The sequence below is a fragment of the Actinomadura bangladeshensis genome (genome assembly GCF_004348335.1).
In the GTDB taxonomy this organism is placed as follows: Bacteria; Actinomycetota; Actinomycetes; order Streptosporangiales; family Streptosporangiaceae; genus Spirillospora; species Spirillospora bangladeshensis.
Genome location: NZ_SMJW01000204.1, coordinates 1 through 14,700, shown reverse-complemented (window position 1 = coordinate 14,700; position 14,700 = coordinate 1). Strand labels below are relative to the sequence as shown.

General features: G+C 71.2%; 12 protein-coding genes. 9 read left to right on the top strand and 3 right to left on the bottom strand.

Annotated features, from left to right (window positions below; genetic code table 11):
- Positions 1 to 125: 125 nt before the first annotated feature.
- The 3 genes from E1284_RS30155 to E1284_RS30145 all read left to right on the top strand — a co-directional run bounded on the left by E1284_RS30155 (position 126) and on the right by E1284_RS30145 (position 6,243).
- Positions 126 to 2,693, top strand: a complete 2,568-nt coding sequence (locus E1284_RS30155) for a DUF6049 family protein (protein ID WP_165965481.1) — start codon at positions 126 to 128, stop codon at positions 2,691 to 2,693.
- Entirely contained in the window at positions 2,644 to 4,422 is a 1,779-nt protein-coding gene (murJ, locus tag E1284_RS30150; protein WP_131943548.1) for a murein biosynthesis integral membrane protein MurJ, read from the top strand. The genes E1284_RS30155 and murJ overlap by 50 nt, the downstream gene beginning before the upstream one ends.
- A 222-nt stretch (positions 4,423 to 4,644) precedes the next feature.
- Positions 4,645 to 6,243, top strand: coding sequence for a protein kinase family protein (locus E1284_RS30145; protein WP_131943547.1), 1,599 nt, complete (start codon positions 4,645 to 4,647; stop codon positions 6,241 to 6,243).
- 15 nt (positions 6,244 to 6,258) lie between these two features.
- Here E1284_RS30145 and E1284_RS30140 read toward each other — a convergent pair whose 3' ends face one another.
- Positions 6,259 to 6,693, bottom strand: a complete 435-nt coding sequence (locus tag E1284_RS30140) for a hypothetical protein (RefSeq protein WP_131943546.1) — start codon at positions 6,691 to 6,693, stop codon at positions 6,259 to 6,261.
- A 515-nt stretch (positions 6,694 to 7,208) separates the two neighbouring features.
- Between E1284_RS30140 and sigM the strand changes: the two genes are divergently transcribed.
- Together sigM and E1284_RS30130 are read left to right on the top strand one after the other, a co-directional pair.
- On the top strand, positions 7,209 to 7,832 hold the full coding sequence (gene sigM / locus E1284_RS30135; RefSeq protein ID WP_207924033.1) for an RNA polymerase sigma factor SigM: 624 nt from the start codon (positions 7,209 to 7,211) through the stop codon (positions 7,830 to 7,832).
- Positions 7,829 to 8,596, top strand: coding sequence for an anti-sigma factor family protein (locus E1284_RS30130; protein WP_131943545.1), 768 nt, complete (start codon positions 7,829 to 7,831; stop codon positions 8,594 to 8,596). Before sigM ends, E1284_RS30130 begins: the two co-directional genes overlap by 4 nt.
- Positions 8,597 to 9,344: 748 nt before the next feature.
- Here the strand turns inward: E1284_RS30130 and E1284_RS30125 are convergent.
- On the bottom strand, positions 9,345 to 9,917 hold the full coding sequence (locus tag E1284_RS30125) for a dienelactone hydrolase family protein (RefSeq protein WP_131943544.1): 573 nt from the start codon (positions 9,915 to 9,917) through the stop codon (positions 9,345 to 9,347).
- A gap of 140 nt (positions 9,918 to 10,057) precedes the next feature.
- On the opposite strand from E1284_RS30125, the gene trxB reads away from it, so the two are divergent.
- Both trxB and trxA read left to right on the top strand, forming a co-directional pair.
- Positions 10,058 to 11,011: a thioredoxin-disulfide reductase gene (gene trxB, locus E1284_RS30120; RefSeq protein ID WP_131943543.1), complete on the top strand. Its 954-nt coding sequence runs from the start codon at positions 10,058 to 10,060 to the stop codon at positions 11,009 to 11,011.
- Positions 11,012 to 11,374: 363 nt separating this feature from the next.
- Positions 11,375 to 11,689 carry a thioredoxin gene (gene trxA, locus E1284_RS30115; protein WP_131943542.1) on the top strand — a complete coding sequence of 105 codons (315 nt, stop codon included), beginning with the start codon at positions 11,375 to 11,377 and terminating at the stop codon, positions 11,687 to 11,689.
- Positions 11,690 to 11,797: 108 nt separating this feature from the next.
- On the opposite strand, the gene E1284_RS30110 is transcribed toward trxA, so the two are convergent.
- Entirely contained in the window at positions 11,798 to 12,415 is a 618-nt protein-coding gene (locus E1284_RS30110; protein ID WP_131943541.1) for a GNAT family N-acetyltransferase, read from the bottom strand.
- 262 nt (positions 12,416 to 12,677) lie between these two features.
- On the opposite strand from E1284_RS30110, the gene E1284_RS30105 reads away from it, so the two are divergent.
- Together E1284_RS30105 and E1284_RS30100 are read left to right on the top strand one after the other, a co-directional pair.
- Positions 12,678 to 13,910, top strand: coding sequence for an aminotransferase-like domain-containing protein (locus E1284_RS30105; protein ID WP_131943549.1), 1,233 nt, complete (start codon positions 12,678 to 12,680; stop codon positions 13,908 to 13,910).
- Between the two features lie 74 nt (positions 13,911 to 13,984).
- Positions 13,985 to 14,700: D-alanine--D-alanine ligase family protein (locus E1284_RS30100; RefSeq protein WP_131943540.1), on the top strand; the 716-nt coding region annotated here is incomplete at its 3' end.

Here is a 14,700-nt window from a genome sequence, read left to right as displayed (position 1 = left end):
CCCGAGACCACCCACTCCCGGACCTGACCCGCCGCGCTCGGGCACTCTCCATCAGCGTGACGGACTACCATCGACGCCGTGGTGCGGGAAATGTTCGCCCGCCGTCCCGAGGCGGCCGGTAAGGCGTGAGGACGGTCAAACGCGCGGTGGCGCTGGCCGCTCTGCTGCCCTGCATGGCGATGGCGGCGCCGACGACGCTGGCGTCCCCCGCCCTCGCGCGGCGCGCGCCCGTCCAGGCCCAGGCTCGGCCGCAGTCGCCGACACAAGCGCAGGTGCAGGCGAAGGCCCAGGTCGCCATGGCCCTCACCAAGGTCGATCCGAAGAGCGTGAACGAGAAGTCGCGCATCCAGATCGCCGGGCTGGCCAAGAACCGCACCGGCCACCAGATGCCCGGCCTCCACCTGCGGCTCCGGTACAGCACGACGCCCGTCCTCAGCCGCAGCCAGCTCGACCAGCTCGCGGCCACCCCGCCGAACGCGCTGCCGAACATCGGCCCGGAGAAGCAGATCCCCGGGGCGGCGGCGCCCGGGGTGAAGCAGAGCTGGCAGTTCCAGACCACGGTCAAGGACCTCGGGCTCCGCGCCCCGGTCGGCACGCCCGGCGTCTACCCGGTCGGCGTCGAGGTGCTGAACTCGGCGCGGCAGGTCGTCGGGGGCATCACGACATTCCTGACGTTCATGCCGAAGAAGGCGGCGTTCACCCCGGTCTCGGTCGGCTGGGTCTGGCCCCTGGTGGACGGGATGCACCGCACCAACGACCAGACCTTCATCGACGACGACCTCACCGAGTCGGTGTCGGCCGGCGGCCGGCTCAACAGGCTCGTCGGCGCGGCGTCCGCGACCGATACGCCCGTCACGTGGGCGATCGACCCGGCGCTGCTGGACGACGTGCGGCGGATGGCGTCCGGCGACTACACCGTCCGGGCGCCGGGCGTGAAGAAGGGCGTCCAGAAGAAGAAGAGCGCGGCCGCGGCGGCCTGGCTGACGGCGCTGAAGAACGCCTCGAAGAAGGACCCCTACTTCACCCTTCCCTACGCCGACCCGGACGTCGTCGCGCTCGTCCGCCGCAAGACGCCCCGCGACATCGGCGTCGCGTTCGACGCGCGGAACACCGGCGTCGCGACGCAGGTCCTCGGACGCGCCGCGGAGGCGCACGTCGCCTGGCCGCCGTCCGGCGCCGCCGGACCCGGCACCGTCGACCAGCTGGCCAAGAACGCCCTGAAGGGCGGCGGGGCCTTCCTGATGAGCAGCTCGCAGTTCCAGGACCCGGCGGGCGGGGCGCTGCCGAACGCGACGACGACGCTGCAGACGCACTACGGCGCCAAGACGACGCTGCTGTACGACGAGAAGCTCAACAAGATCGTCAGCGAGGGGTCGCGGTCGGTCTCCGGAGGGCTGCTGACCGAGCAGCGCTTCCTGGCCGAGACGGCGATCATCGCGGGCGAGGCGCCGAACCGTCCGCGCACCGTGGTCCTCGCCCCCGACCGGCACTGGGATCCGGCGGACGGCGTCGCCAAGAACCTGCTGAAGTACACCAAGGGCGCCAAGTGGCTGCACGAGGTGCCGCTGAGCAAGATCGAGTCGGCCGAGCCGCAGGGCCGGGTGTTCAACGGCTACTCCGACGACTACCAGCAGTACGAGCTCGGCGACGCGCACCTCGCGCAGGTGCAGACGATCGCCCGGCAGGCCGGGGCGTTCGAGGCCGTGATGACCGGCTCGACCCGGATCTCCTACGAGCGGGCGCTGCTGCGCATGGAGTCGGCGGCGTGGCGGACGTCCCCGCGGCACGCCAGGGCGGCGCGCAAGCAGCTGGAGGACGAGCTCACCGCGGACATGCACCTGGTCCGCATCGTCACCACCAAGAGCAAACGGGTACTGATGGGGGGCAGCTCGGGCCGGCTGCCGGTGCTCGTGGAGAACACGCTGCCCGACCAGTCGGTCAAGGTCCGGCTCGTCGCCACGTCCGAGAACAGCGCGAAGCTGCGGCTCGGGACGCTGCCCCCCGAGGACGCCGTCATCGAGCTGGCGCCCGGGGAGCGGGCCCAGCGCTGGATCCCCGCGCAGGCGGCCGGCAACGGCAACTTCCACGTCTCGCTGGAGCTGGAGATCCCGGGCTCGGGCGGCCGGACGTACGGGGACGGCGAGTCCATCACCGTGACCGTCACCGGCTACGGACGTCTCGCCCTGCTCATCACCGGCGGCGGACTTGCCGTACTCTTCGTGGGCGTCGGAGTGCGGGCCATCAGAGCGAGGCGCCGCCGGAAAGCGGAGGCAGCCGGTGACGGGTCGACCGGAATGGGATCGGCGGGAGCAGGGGAACAGGGGACCGGATTCCCCGGCCCCGGGTTCCCGGGGGCCGGGATACCCGCCGCCGAACTCCCCGGGGTACCCGGGGCAGGGACGTCCGGCGGAGGGCAACCCGCCGAACCAGGGATATCCGCCGGGCCAGGGATATCCGCAGGGCCCGACACCCCAGGGTCCGGGTCCGCAGGGTCCGGGTCCGCAGGGTCCGGGTCCGCAGGGGCAGTCTCCGCAGGGCCCGCCGCCCAGGAGACCTTCGCAGAGGCCGCCGGGTCCTCCGGGCCCGCCGGGTCCTCCGCAGCGGAACGCGCCCAATCCGGCGGGATATCCGAGTCCGCCGCCGATGGGCAGGCCGGGCGGCGCGGCGAACATCGCCGCCGAGACCGCGATTGACCTTCCCGTCCCCGGCGGGAACGCGCCCGTGGCCGAGACGGTCGTCGACACGCCCGTCCCCGCGCCCGCCGAAGGCGGGGACGAGACCGGGGGCGGCAAGGGCTCCGGCGGCATCCTGCGGTCCGGCGCGGTCATGGCGGTGGGCACCCTCGCGTCCCGCGTCACCGGCTTCCTGCGCACCGCCGTCATCGTCGCCGCGCTCGGCACCGGGCTGCTCGCCAACGCCTACAACACCGCCAACACGATCCCCAACCAGATCTACGACCTGCTGCTCGGCGGCATCCTGACCAGCGTCATCGTCCCGCTGCTGGTGCGGGCGAAGCAGCGCGACCGCACCTACGGCGAGCAGTACGAGCAGCGCGTCTTCACCCTCGCGGTGATCGGCCTCGGCGTCCTCACCGTGATCGCCGTCCTGTGCGCGCCGCTCTTCATCGACATCCTGGCGGGCAGCTACACCGGCGACCAGCGCAAGGTCGCCATCCTGTTCGCGCAGTTCTTCCTGCCCCAGCTGTTCTTCTACGGCGTCGGCGCGTTCGCCGGGGCCATCTTGAACACGCGCGGCAGCTTCGCGGCGCCGATGTGGGCGCCGGTCCTGAACAACATCGTCGTGATCGCCATCGGCGGCGCGTTCCTGACGATCACCACGGGCCGCGTCGACCCGTCCAGCATCTCCGACTCCCAGCTCATGCTGCTGTCCGTCGGCACGACCGGCGGCATCGTCCTGCAGACGGTGGCGCTGTGGCCGTCGCTGCGCCGCGTCGGGTTCCGGTGGCGGCCGCGGCTGGACTTCCAGCGCGGCGAGATCGGCGAGGTCGGCCGGATGGCCGGCTGGACGCTGCTGTACGTCATCGCCACCCAGGCAGCGCTCGCCGTCGTCACCGCGCTGGCCAACGCGGCCGGCAACCTGGCCGTGGACGAGGGGCTCGGCGAGGGCTACGGCTACACCCCGTACTTCAACGCCTACCAGCTCTTCCAGCTGCCGTACGCGATCGTCGGCGTCTCGGTGATCACCGCGCTGCTGCCGCGGATGAGCCGGTTCGCCGCCGAGGGCAAGACCGCCGACGTGCGCGCCGCGTTCTCCAGCGGGCTGCGCCTCTCCTCGGTGATCATCATGCCGGCGGCGGCGCTGATGCTCGTGCTCGGCCCGGAGATCACCACGGTGCTGTTCGCGCACGGCAACACCTCGCCGGACGACGCGCTGGTCATCGCGCGCGTCATGCAGATGTTCGCCATCGCGCTCGTGCCGTTCTCGATCTACCAGCTGATGCTCCGCGTCTTCTACTCCCACGGGGACACGCGGACGCCCGCGCTGATCGGCCTCATCGTCACCACGTCCAACATCGCGTTCGCGTTCACCGCCTACAACGTCCTCGGCGTCAAGTGGATCGTGGTCGGCATCGCCGGCGGGTTCGCGATCACCAACGTGGTCGGCACCGTCACCTGCTGGCTGGTGCTGCGCCGCAAGCTCGGCGGTATCGACGGCCGGCGCATCGTCGGCGGCCACCTGAAGCTCCTCGTCGCCGTCTGGCCGCTGATCGGGTTCGCCTACGCCGCGCACACCGTCGCCGACGCCGCCGGGAACACCTCGGCGATGCTCCCCGCGCTGGTCACCCTCGTCGTCGGGTCCGCCGGCGGCGGGCTGCTGTACGTGGTCTTCGCCAAGCTGATGCGGGTGGAGGAGATCCAGACGGCCATCTCCACCTTCGCCCGCCGGCTGCCCGGCAGGTGACGGCGGGTGCGATGACGGCGGACGCGGCCCCGGCGAGCGGGGAACACATCGCAAAGTAAAAAGGACGCGCGGCGATAAGGCGGCCACTCAGGCGAGTAAGCACTACCATGTGGGGGACTACGGCTTGCGGGGCGACACCCTGGGGAACGCAAAGAGGAGGGTCGGAGGCGTAAGCTGCCACGCCACGAACATGGGATCTGACCACCTGTGCAGGACGTTGCCGTGAGCACGTCAGTCATCGAGCCCGGCACGCGTCTCGCCGGCCGCTACCGCCTCGAAGAGCGCATCAGCGATTCCGGTGGATCGTCGCTTTGGAAGGCCATCGACGAGATCCTCGCGCGGGCGGTCGCCGTCCGCACCTTCGATCCCGAGTTCCCCCGGATCGCCGAGGCCGTCACCTCCGCCCGGTCGGCCAGCCGGCTGACCGACCCCCGCTGCACCCAGGTGTTCGACGCCGACGACTCGGGCGAGAGCGCCTACGTCGTCAGCGAGTGGGTGGCCGGCGAGACCCTCGAGGGCATGCTCGCCAAGGCCCCGCTGGAGCCGGGCCGCGCCGCGACACTGCTGTACGAGGCGGCCGAGGCGGTCGCCGCCGCGCACGCCGCCGGGCTGTCGCACCTGTGCCTCACCCCCCGCGACCTCGTCTGGACGACCGGCGGCACCGTCAAGATCCTCGGCATCGCGACCGACGCGGTGCTGAACGACCGGCAGTCCGGCGACCCCGCCGCCGAGGACGTCCGCGGCCTCGGCCGGATGCTGTACGCGGCGCTCACCGCGCACTGGCCCGGCGACGAGGACGCCTCCGACCTGCCCGCCGCGCCCGCCGCCGACGGGGTCCCGCACGCGCCCCGCCAGGTGCAGGCCGGCATCTCGCACGCGGTCGACGCGATCGTCTGCCGCTGCCTCGGGATCGGGCCGGGCGAGCCGCTCGCGTCCCCCGCCGACCTCGCCAGGGCCCTGCGCGGCGTCCCGCGCACCCCGCTGCCGCTGTTCGCCGGGCTCGGCCAGACCGCGCCGCCGCCCCCGCGTCCCGCGGCGCCCCAGCGTCCCGCCGCCCCTGAGCCGCCTCCGACGCGGCCGCACCGGCAGCCGGCGCACGAGCCGCCGGCGTCGTCGCACGTCCCGCCGCCGCGCGCGCGGCACGGCGCGCCGCCGCCGTCCACGTCCACCCGGACGGCCCCGGCGCACGGGCCCGGCGCGCCCAAGCGCCCCGCGAACCGGGCGCTGCTCGGCATCGCCGCGGCCGCGCTGACCGTCATCGTCGGCATCGGCGCGTGGGCGCTCAGCAGCACCGGCGGCGACAACGGCTCCGGTGACGGCGGCGCCGTCGACCCGACGAAGTCGTCGGCGCCCCCGAAACCGTCCGCCACCCAGCTCACCGTCCAGGAGGCCGAGGGAGTCGACCCCGCCGGCGACGACGGAGGCAAGGGCAAGGAGAAGGGCCGGCTCGCCATCGACGGCAAGGCCGGCACCACATGGCGGAGCTCGTACTACACCTCGGCGGAGTTCGGCAACCTCAAGAAGGGTCTCGGCCTACTGCTCGACCTGGGCAAGTCGGCCAAGATCAAGGAGGTCAAGGCCGATCTGCCCGAGTCCGCCGGAGCGACGATCCAGCTGAAGATCGGCGAGTCGCCCGACCCGGACGGGATGCGGAAGGTCCAAACGATCACCACGACCGGGTCCGGGACCACGTCGATCCCGTTGCCGCAGGCCGCCACCGGGCGGTACGTGCTGCTGTGGTTCACCAAGCTGTCGCATGGGACGGACGGGCAGTTCCGAGCCGAGGTCAGCGAGGTGTCCGTCCTCGGCTCGGCGAACTGATCCCGCGGGGTCGGATCAGGCCCAGTCCATGCACTTGCCGCCCAGGCCGCTGCCCGGCAGTCCCTGCGCGCACACCCGCATCTGGACGTACCGGGTGGGGTGGGTGGCGCGGTGGAGCGACAGGTGCCCGGTGCCGCGCGCGGGCGTCACCTTCCCCAGGTTCGACCGGCCGTGCCAGCGCCACTTCCCACCGGTGTACACCTGGTACCGGATCTGCATGAAGGCGTAGGTATCGGTGGACGTGTTCTTCACCGTCCCTTTGATGGCGACCTTTGTGCCGTTCCAGTAGATGTACAGCCGTGCCCGGCCTTCCTCCTGATCGCTGTAGGCCGTCCGAGAGTGCTTCGCCTTGATCCCGCCCTTCACCCAATCGTCCGCCGCCGCCGCGGGAACGGTGGCGAGACCGGAGGTGACGCTGAGCGTGGCCGCGACAACGAGAACGCGCTTCATCCGCGTATGCATGGGACCCCGATTCGAGTTTTTGATCTTGCAAACGCCGATCATACTGACTCACGTTCTGACAGCGAATCAAGGACCAGTCCAGAAGCGGACGCCGCCGTCACGATGACCGTCCGACACACGGAGGAGACCCGAAACCCCGCACCAGACCGATGTTCAAGGAGCTTGAACCCGATGCGCACGGGGTTCTGGATGCGGCGGTCACGGGGGCGGTCGGCCCCGGCCGCGACCTTTAGCGCAGGGCTCGGACGCGAGCGGATGGGTGCTCGGACGGTCGCGGGAGCGTGATCTCACGGGCGGGCAAGGCGATCCGGACATCGGGTAACAACTTCGACGCGGTTGGAACGCTGCAGAAGTGCCTGTGACGTGGGGCGTCGCTTGTCGGTATCGTGCCTGTGAGCAAACGTCCCCTCTACCCAGGAATCTGTGGTGCTTACCCCGGCAGACGCGGCCGATGCGAGGCGCTCGGCGGCGACTGGGCATTTCGTGCATGGAAGCGGTCGCTCATGACGTCGGTGAGCATGCGGCGTGTGGACGAGGTCCCCGACAAGGAACTCCTGGCCCGGCATGCCCAGGGCGATCCGCACGCGTTCGCCGAGCTGGTCCACCGGCACCGCGACCGCATGTGGGCGGTCGCGCTGCGCACCCTCGGCGACCCTGAGGAGGCAGCCGACGCGCTGCAGGACGCGTGTCTGTCGGCGTTCCGCGCGGCCGCACGGTTCCGCGGGGACGCCGCCGTCACCACCTGGCTGCACCGCATCGTGGTGAACGCGTGCCTCGACCGCATCAGGCGCAAGTCCGTCCGTCCGGCGACGCCGATGGGCGACGACGCCACGTTCGACGCCGTCGCGCCGAAGATGCCCGACCCGACGGACGCGCACGGCGTGTCCCTCGACGTCCGCACCGCACTGGAGCAGCTGCCGTTCGAGCAGCGCGCCGCCCTCGTCCTCGTCGACATGATGGGCTACTCCGTCGACGACGCCGCCCGGGTCATGGAGGTCCCGGCCGGCACGATCAAGAGCCGCTGCGCCCGCGGACGCGCCCGGCTCGCGCCCCTTCTCACCCATCACCGGAACCGACGGGATCGCAAAAACGTCGGAGGTGTGGAAGGAGGTGGCATGCCCAAGTGAACCCCGCACACTACGACTACGACGTCCTGGCCGACTTGGCCGAGGGACTGCTCGAAGACGACGAAGCCGCCTCCGTCAACGCGCACCTGGACACCTGCGCCGAATGCCGTGAACTGTCCGCCGACCTTGCGGACGTCTCGCGGATCCTGGCGGAGGCACCCGTACCGTCCATGCCCGCCGAACTGGCCGAGCGCATCGACACCGCCATCGCCGCGGAATCAATGCACAGCGCCACCGTGGTGAGCATGGAGCAGCGGCGCGGAAGGCGGCATTGGCGGATACTGTCGGCGGCCGCGGCGGCGGTGATCGTCGTCGGCGGCGGCGCGACAGTCGGCACGATGGCCCTGGACGGCGTGTCCGGCGACCACGGCCAGGCGTCTACCCCGGCACAGGACAATCCCGACCAATCCGGTTCGGCACACGGTGTGGCGCCGAACGCCGCCCCTGCCGCGGCGTTCACGGTCGCCAGCAGCGGCACCGACTACCGGGCCCGGACACTGGGCGCGCAGGTCGACCGGCTGCTCGCCGGCGACCGGGAGGTCAAGCGCGCGTCCGGCGAACCGTCCGCGCAGCTCAAGGGGTGCGTCAACGGCGTCACCCGCGGGCTGGCACCCGCCCTCGTCGACAACGCGAAGTACGAGGGCCGGCCCGCGACCGTCATCGCCGTCCACGGCGACCAGTCCGGCAAATGGAACATCTGGGTCGTCGGAGCCGACTGCTCCGCCCGCAACCAGCACGTCCTGAAGAAGCTGGAGAACGCCTGACGCAGCCGCCGCCCGCCGTTCTCGACCACCCCCGAGAACGGCCTCCACAAGGCCCGGCCGCTCTGCTCACGACCTCGCCCGCTAGAACGAGCTGAGCACCGCATCCAGCCGACCGCAGTCGGCAGCGTGGGGCCCTTCCACAAGGCGGCACGCCGCGGCACAGCCAGCAGGCCGGCCGAGCTGGGGCACAGCACGCCTCGACCATCTCCCAGCACGGCCACCGCTTCACAACCTCTCAGTGTCGGCAACCGCCCGGCCCGGCCGGGGCTCGACCCGGCAGCCGGGAAGCCGGTCGCGTCCCGGCGCGAAACGCGCCGACCGCTCCGCAGCACATCGGCCGGTCCATGATCTCTCAGGTGTCGGCAGTTGCCGGTGCAAGTGAGCACGGTCAGGCGGCCCAGAGACTCGACCTAGTCGGCGGCAAGGCCGAGGCGCCCCTTCCACGATGCGGCAGGTGGCAGTCCCGTCGGCAAACCGGCCGCCTCACGGCGCAACACGCGCCGACCACCCCGCAGCACATCGACCGGTCCATGATCTCTCAGGTGTCGGCATTTGCCCGGGGTAGATGAGGCTCGGTCGGGCGGCGCAGAAGCGGCGGGCTGGTCGGCATCTGGATCGCCCGCAGTGGTGGACGCGATGGCGGCGATGCGCGTCCGGCCGGGGCCGCCATGCCTCGTGTGCGGGATGCCGGGGCCTCGCGGGACCTGACCCGGTGCCCGGTGTGCTGCGCGGGGTGGACGCCGGCGGGTCAGAGGGTGTCGAGGAAGGACAGGGCGGTCGTCCAGGCGCTTTCGGCCGCTTCGGCGTCGTAGTCGGGGAGGTCCGGGTCGGTGAACAGATGGCCGGCGCCGCGGTACCGGTAGACCTCCACGTCCGCGCCCGCCTTGCGCATCTGCAGGTACCAGGCGTTCAACCAGTCGACGGGCTCCCACGTGTCGGGGTCGGCGACGTGCAGCTGCACCGGCACCTCGGTGGACGCGTCCTCCGCGATGTCGGACGTGCCGTGCATCAGCAGCAGGCCGCCGGCCTTCTCGTCCGCGAACGCGAGGTTCTGCGCGATGGAGCCGCCGAGCGAGAACCCCGCGTAGACCAAGCCGCCGTCGCCGACCAGGGGCGCGGCCGCGGCGATGGCGCGGCGCAGCAGCTCGTCCCGGCCGATCTCCTCCTTGATCTCGATGCCGGCCTCTGCGTCGTCGACGACCCGCCCGTCGTACAGGTCGGGGACGTGGACGTCGTGGCCCGCCGCGCGCAGCCGGTCCGCCGCCTGGTGCACCGCCGGACGCAGCCCGTACATCGAGTGGAGAAGCAGAATGCGTGCCATGCACCACACCCTAGAGGGGATGGAGCCTGGTGGACGGCCGGTCGGGGTGTCGCGGGAATCCCCGGGGCCTAGGATCGGTTGACGCGACTGGCAGGCCGGGTCGTGCGGCACCGACGGCCAACGAGGAGAGGCGCAGAACAGTGAGCGACGTCCGTAACGTCATCGTGATCGGGTCCGGGCCCGCGGGCTACACGGCCGCCGTTTACTCGGCTCGCGGTGATCTGAAGCCGCTGGTGTTCGAGGGGTCGGTGACGGCCGGTGGCGCGTTGATGAACACCACCGACGTCGAGAACTTCCCCGGCTTCCCGGACGGGATCATGGGGCCGGACCTCATGGACAACCTGCGCAAGCAGGCCGAGCGGTTCGGCGCCGAACTGATCACCGACGATGTCACCGAGGTGGACCTGACCGCCGACCCCAAGGTCGTGAAGGTCGGGGACGAGACCTACCTGGCCAAGACGGTGATCGTGGCGACCGGCTCCGGGTACCGGGAGCTGGGGCTGCCGGACGAGAAGCGGCTGTCGGGACGCGGCGTGTCGTGGTGCGCGACCTGTGACGGGTTCTTCTTCCGCGAGCAGGACATCGCCGTCGTCGGCGGCGGCGACACCGCGATGGAGGAAGCGATCTTCCTGACCAAGTTCGCCCGGTCCGTGACCGTCATCCACCGGCGGGACGAGCTGCGCGCGTCCAAGATCATGCAGGATCGGGCGTTCGCGAACGAGAAGATCAAGTTCCTGTGGGACAGCGAGGTCACCGCGATCCAGGGCGACGACCGGGTGACCGGGGTGACGGTCCGCAACATCAAGACCAGCGCGGAGTCGGCGCTGGAGATCACCGGGCTGTTCATCGCGATCGGCCACGACCCGCGCAGCGAGCTGTTCGCGGGCCAACTGGAGACCGACACCGACGGCTACCTGCTGGTGGACGCCCCCACCACCCGGACCAAGATCCCCGGCGTGTTCGCGTGCGGTGACGTGGTGGACCACATCTACCGGCAGGCGATCACGGCGGCGGGCAGCGGCTGCTCGGCCGCCATCGACGCCGAGCGCTGGCTCCAGGACCAGGACGCCGCCGAGACCGTCCCGCAGGCCTGACCTCCCACCGTCGACTCCCGGACATCCGCCCCCGCGGCCCCGGATCCGGGGCCCTGGCGGCTGGAAGTCCCGCAAAGCAAACGACGACGCCACCGGGGCTGGGCACCAGCGGCCCGTCCCGCAGGCCCTCCGGTGCCGTGGCCAACCCACGGCACCGAAGCCCTGGACGGCAGCACTGGGACCGAGGCACCAGGGGCCCGGTCGCGCAGGTCCCCGCTCCATGGGCCAGGCAGAGGCCGGTGTGAACGCACGTTCAGAGCCTGAGGTCGCACGGGAGTCCCGGTCCCGTTGAACCGACCCGGGTGACGTACGCGAACGGATGATCGGCCGGGGGTCTGGCCGCGTTAGAACAGAAGGAGAACCATGAAAGCCGTGACCGACGCCGACTTCGCGATCGAGGTCCTGAAGAGCGACAAGCCCGTCCTCGTCGACTTCTGGGCCGAGTGGTGCGGCCCGTGCCGGATGGTGTCGCCGATCCTGGAGGAGATCTCCAAGGAGCACGGCGACAAGATCGACATCGTGAAGATGAACATCGACGAGAACCCGACGGTGCCGCAGCAGTACGGGATCATGCAGATCCCGACGATGAACATCTACCGGGACGGCGAGGTCGTCAAGCAGATCATGGGCGCCAAGCCGAAGGCCGCCCTGTTGCGGGATCTCGCCGAGTTCATCTGAGCGGATCCGCCGAGCCGCCTCCCCGCCTCCCGCGGTGAGCGCGAAAGCGTGTGGCCCGCACTCCACGCCGGAGTGCGGGCCACACGCGTCAAAGCGCCTCAGATCCCCTCAGACGGGTCGTAGCGCCCCCTCGGGGGTCATGGAGCCCAGCAGCCGTTCCAGGGCCACCTCGACGTCCTCGCGCCACGACAGGGCCGACTTCAGCTCCAGCCGCAGCCGCGGATACCGGTGATGCGGCCGGACGGTCTTGAACCCGACCGAGAGCAGATAGTCGGCGGGCACCATGCACCCGCCCTCCTCGCCCTTCAGGTCGCCGAACGCCTCGATCGCCTTCACCGCGCGGCGGGTCAGGTCCTTCGCGACACCCTGGACGAGCATCCGGCCGAGGCCGCCGCCCGCGAACTCCGGCAGGATGTGCGCGGTCATCAGCAGCACCGCGTCCGCGCTGACCGGGCTCGTCGGGAACGCCACCGAGCGCGGTACGTACAGCGGCGGCGCGTACATCACGAAGCCCGCCGGCACGTTGTCCACGTACGCGATCTTGCCGCAGCTGCCCCACTCCAGGAGCGTCGAGGAGATCCACGCCTCCTTCTCCAGCCCCGAATCGCCGCTCTCCAGCGCGCGGTCCCGGCTGACCGGATCCAGCTCCCAGAACACGCAGCCGCGACAGCGGTGCGGCAGATCATCGAGATTGTCCAGCGTGATGTTGACGAGACGACGCGACACCGGGTCGGCACCCCCTGCCTCGATCCTCGCCCGCCCGGCCTGGACCCGTGACGGCGGAACTTCCCCGGCAACAAACCGGGACCCGCGGGCATCGTATCGGACAGGAGTCTCCCCGACCGGGCGGCGCGCCACACCCGGAACAGTCCAGCGCGGCCGCCATGCCGTAGTTTTCTGGGAAGCCATCACATCTCGGAGGTGCCCTGTGGAACAGCATTCGCGGACGGACGTCTATGCCGATCGCTACGCCGCCCGCGCCGCCGGGATGGTGCCGTCCGAGATCCGGGCCCTGTTCGCGATGGTCGCCCGCCCGGAGATCGTCTCGCTCGCGGGCGGGGCACCGTACGTGTCGGCGCTCCCCCTCGACGCCGTCGGCGAGATGATCGGCGACCTCGTCGCCGGCAAGGGCGCCGAGGTGCTGCAGTACGGCTCCGCGCAGGGGGACGAACTGCTGCGCGAGCACATCTGCGAGGTCATGTCCCTCGAAGGCGTCCATGCGTCCCCGGACGACGTGGTCGTCACCGTCGGCGCGCAGCAGGCGCTCGACCTCATCACCAAGATCTTCGTCGACCCCGGCGACGTCGTCCTGGCCGAGGCGCCGTCCTACGTCGGCGCGCTCGGCACTTTCGCGTCGTACCAGGCCGACGTCGTGCACGTGCCGCTGGACGAGGGCGGGCTCATCCCGTCCGCACTGCGCGAGACGCTGGCGTCGCTCCGCGCCCAGGGCCGCAGCGTCAAGTTCCTCTACACCGTGCCGACGTTCCAGAACCCGGCCGGTGTCACTCTCACCACGGCGCGCCGCGCCCAGATCCTGGAGATCTGCGCCGAGTACGACGTGCTGATCGTCGAGGACAACCCCTACGGGCTCCTCGGCTTCGACGCCGAGCCCATGCGGGCGCTGCGCGCGGACGACTCCGAGCGCGTCCTCTACCTCGGCTCGTTCTCCAAGACGATCGCCTCCGGCCTCCGCGTCGGCTGGGTGCTGGCGCCGCACGCGGTGCGGGCCAAGCTCGTCCTTGCGGCCGAGTCCGCGATCCTGTGCCCGTCGAACTTCTCCCAGCTCGCCGTCCGCGAGTACCTGGCCACCCAGCCGTGGCGAGAGCAGATCAAGGACTTCCGTGAGCTGTACAGGGAGCGCCGTGACGCGATGCTGGAGTCCCTTGACCAGCTCATGCCGGACGGTTGCACGTGGACGCGTCCGGCGGGCGGCTTCTTCGTCTGGCTGACGCTGCCGGAGGGCCTCGATGCCAAGGCGATGGCGCCGCGCGCGATCGCCGAGCGGGTCGCCTACGTGCCGGGGACCGGCTTCTTCGCCGACGGCACCGGGCACCGGCACATGCGGCTGTCGTACTGCTTCCCCGAGCCGCACCGGATCCGGGAGGGCGTCCGGCGGCTCGCGTCGGTGGTCGAGAAGGAGATCCGGCTCCGGGACATGTTCGGCGGTTCCGTCGGCGGCGCCTCCACCGGCGTCCAGGCTCCCGGCCCGGACGTCGTCTGAAGGTTTCACGTGAAACGCGCGCCCGCCGGTGTTCATCGGCGGGCGCGCACTACACCAGCAGGAGGGGCAGCGCGGTGGAACTCGGACATGTCGTCGTCCTCGCCGGGGGGCTGTCGTACGAGCGCGAGGTGTCGCTCAGGTCCGGCCGACGCGTCACCGATGCGCTCCGCGCCCGCGACATCCCGGTCGAACTACGCGACGCCGACGCGACACTCCTGGACTCCCTGACGGACGATCCGCCGGACATCGTCTTCCCCGTCCTGCACGGCGCCGCGGGGGAGGACGGCTCGATCCGCGAAGTCCTCGAACTCCTCGACGTGCCCTATCTCGGCGCCCGTCCGGACGCCTGTCGTGTCGCATGGGACAAGCCGACCGCCAAGGCCGTCGTCCGCCGGGCCGGCTTGCGCACTCCCGAATCGGTCGCCCTTCCGAAGGAGGTCTTCCACGACCTCGGCGCCGCGTCCGTCCTCGACCGCATCGTGAGCGCCCTCGGCCTCCCCCTGTTCGTCAAGCCGACCCGCGGCGGTTCGGCCCTGGGCGCGTCCGTCGTCCACGAACCGTCCGAACTCTCGGCCGCCATGGTCGGCTGCTTCGCCTACGGCGACGCGGCTCTCGTCGAGCGCTACATCTCCGGCACCGAGGTCTCCGTCAGCGTCATCGAACAGGACGGTGCTCCCGTCGCCCTCCCCGCCGTCGAGATCGTCGCGCCCGGCGGCCTGTACGACTACACGGCCCGCTACGACGCCGGCGACACCGAGTTCGTCACCCCGGCCCGCCTCGCCCCGGACGC

Coding starts and splice junctions, on each gene's coding strand:
- E1284_RS30105 (WP_131943549.1), top strand. CDS start 12,678: ATGGTGCCGTCCGAGATCCGGGCCCTGTTCGCGATGGTCGCCCGCCCG.
- murJ (WP_131943548.1), top strand. CDS start 2,644: ATGGGCAGGCCGGGCGGCGCGGCGAACATCGCCGCCGAGACCGCGATT.
- E1284_RS30125 (WP_131943544.1), bottom strand. CDS start 9,917: ATGGCACGCATTCTGCTTCTCCACTCGATGTACGGGCTGCGTCCGGCG.
- trxA (WP_131943542.1), top strand. CDS start 11,375: ATGAAAGCCGTGACCGACGCCGACTTCGCGATCGAGGTCCTGAAGAGC.
- sigM (WP_207924033.1), top strand. CDS start 7,209: ATGACGTCGGTGAGCATGCGGCGTGTGGACGAGGTCCCCGACAAGGAA.
- E1284_RS30140 (WP_131943546.1), bottom strand. CDS start 6,693: ATGAAGCGCGTTCTCGTTGTCGCGGCCACGCTCAGCGTCACCTCCGGT.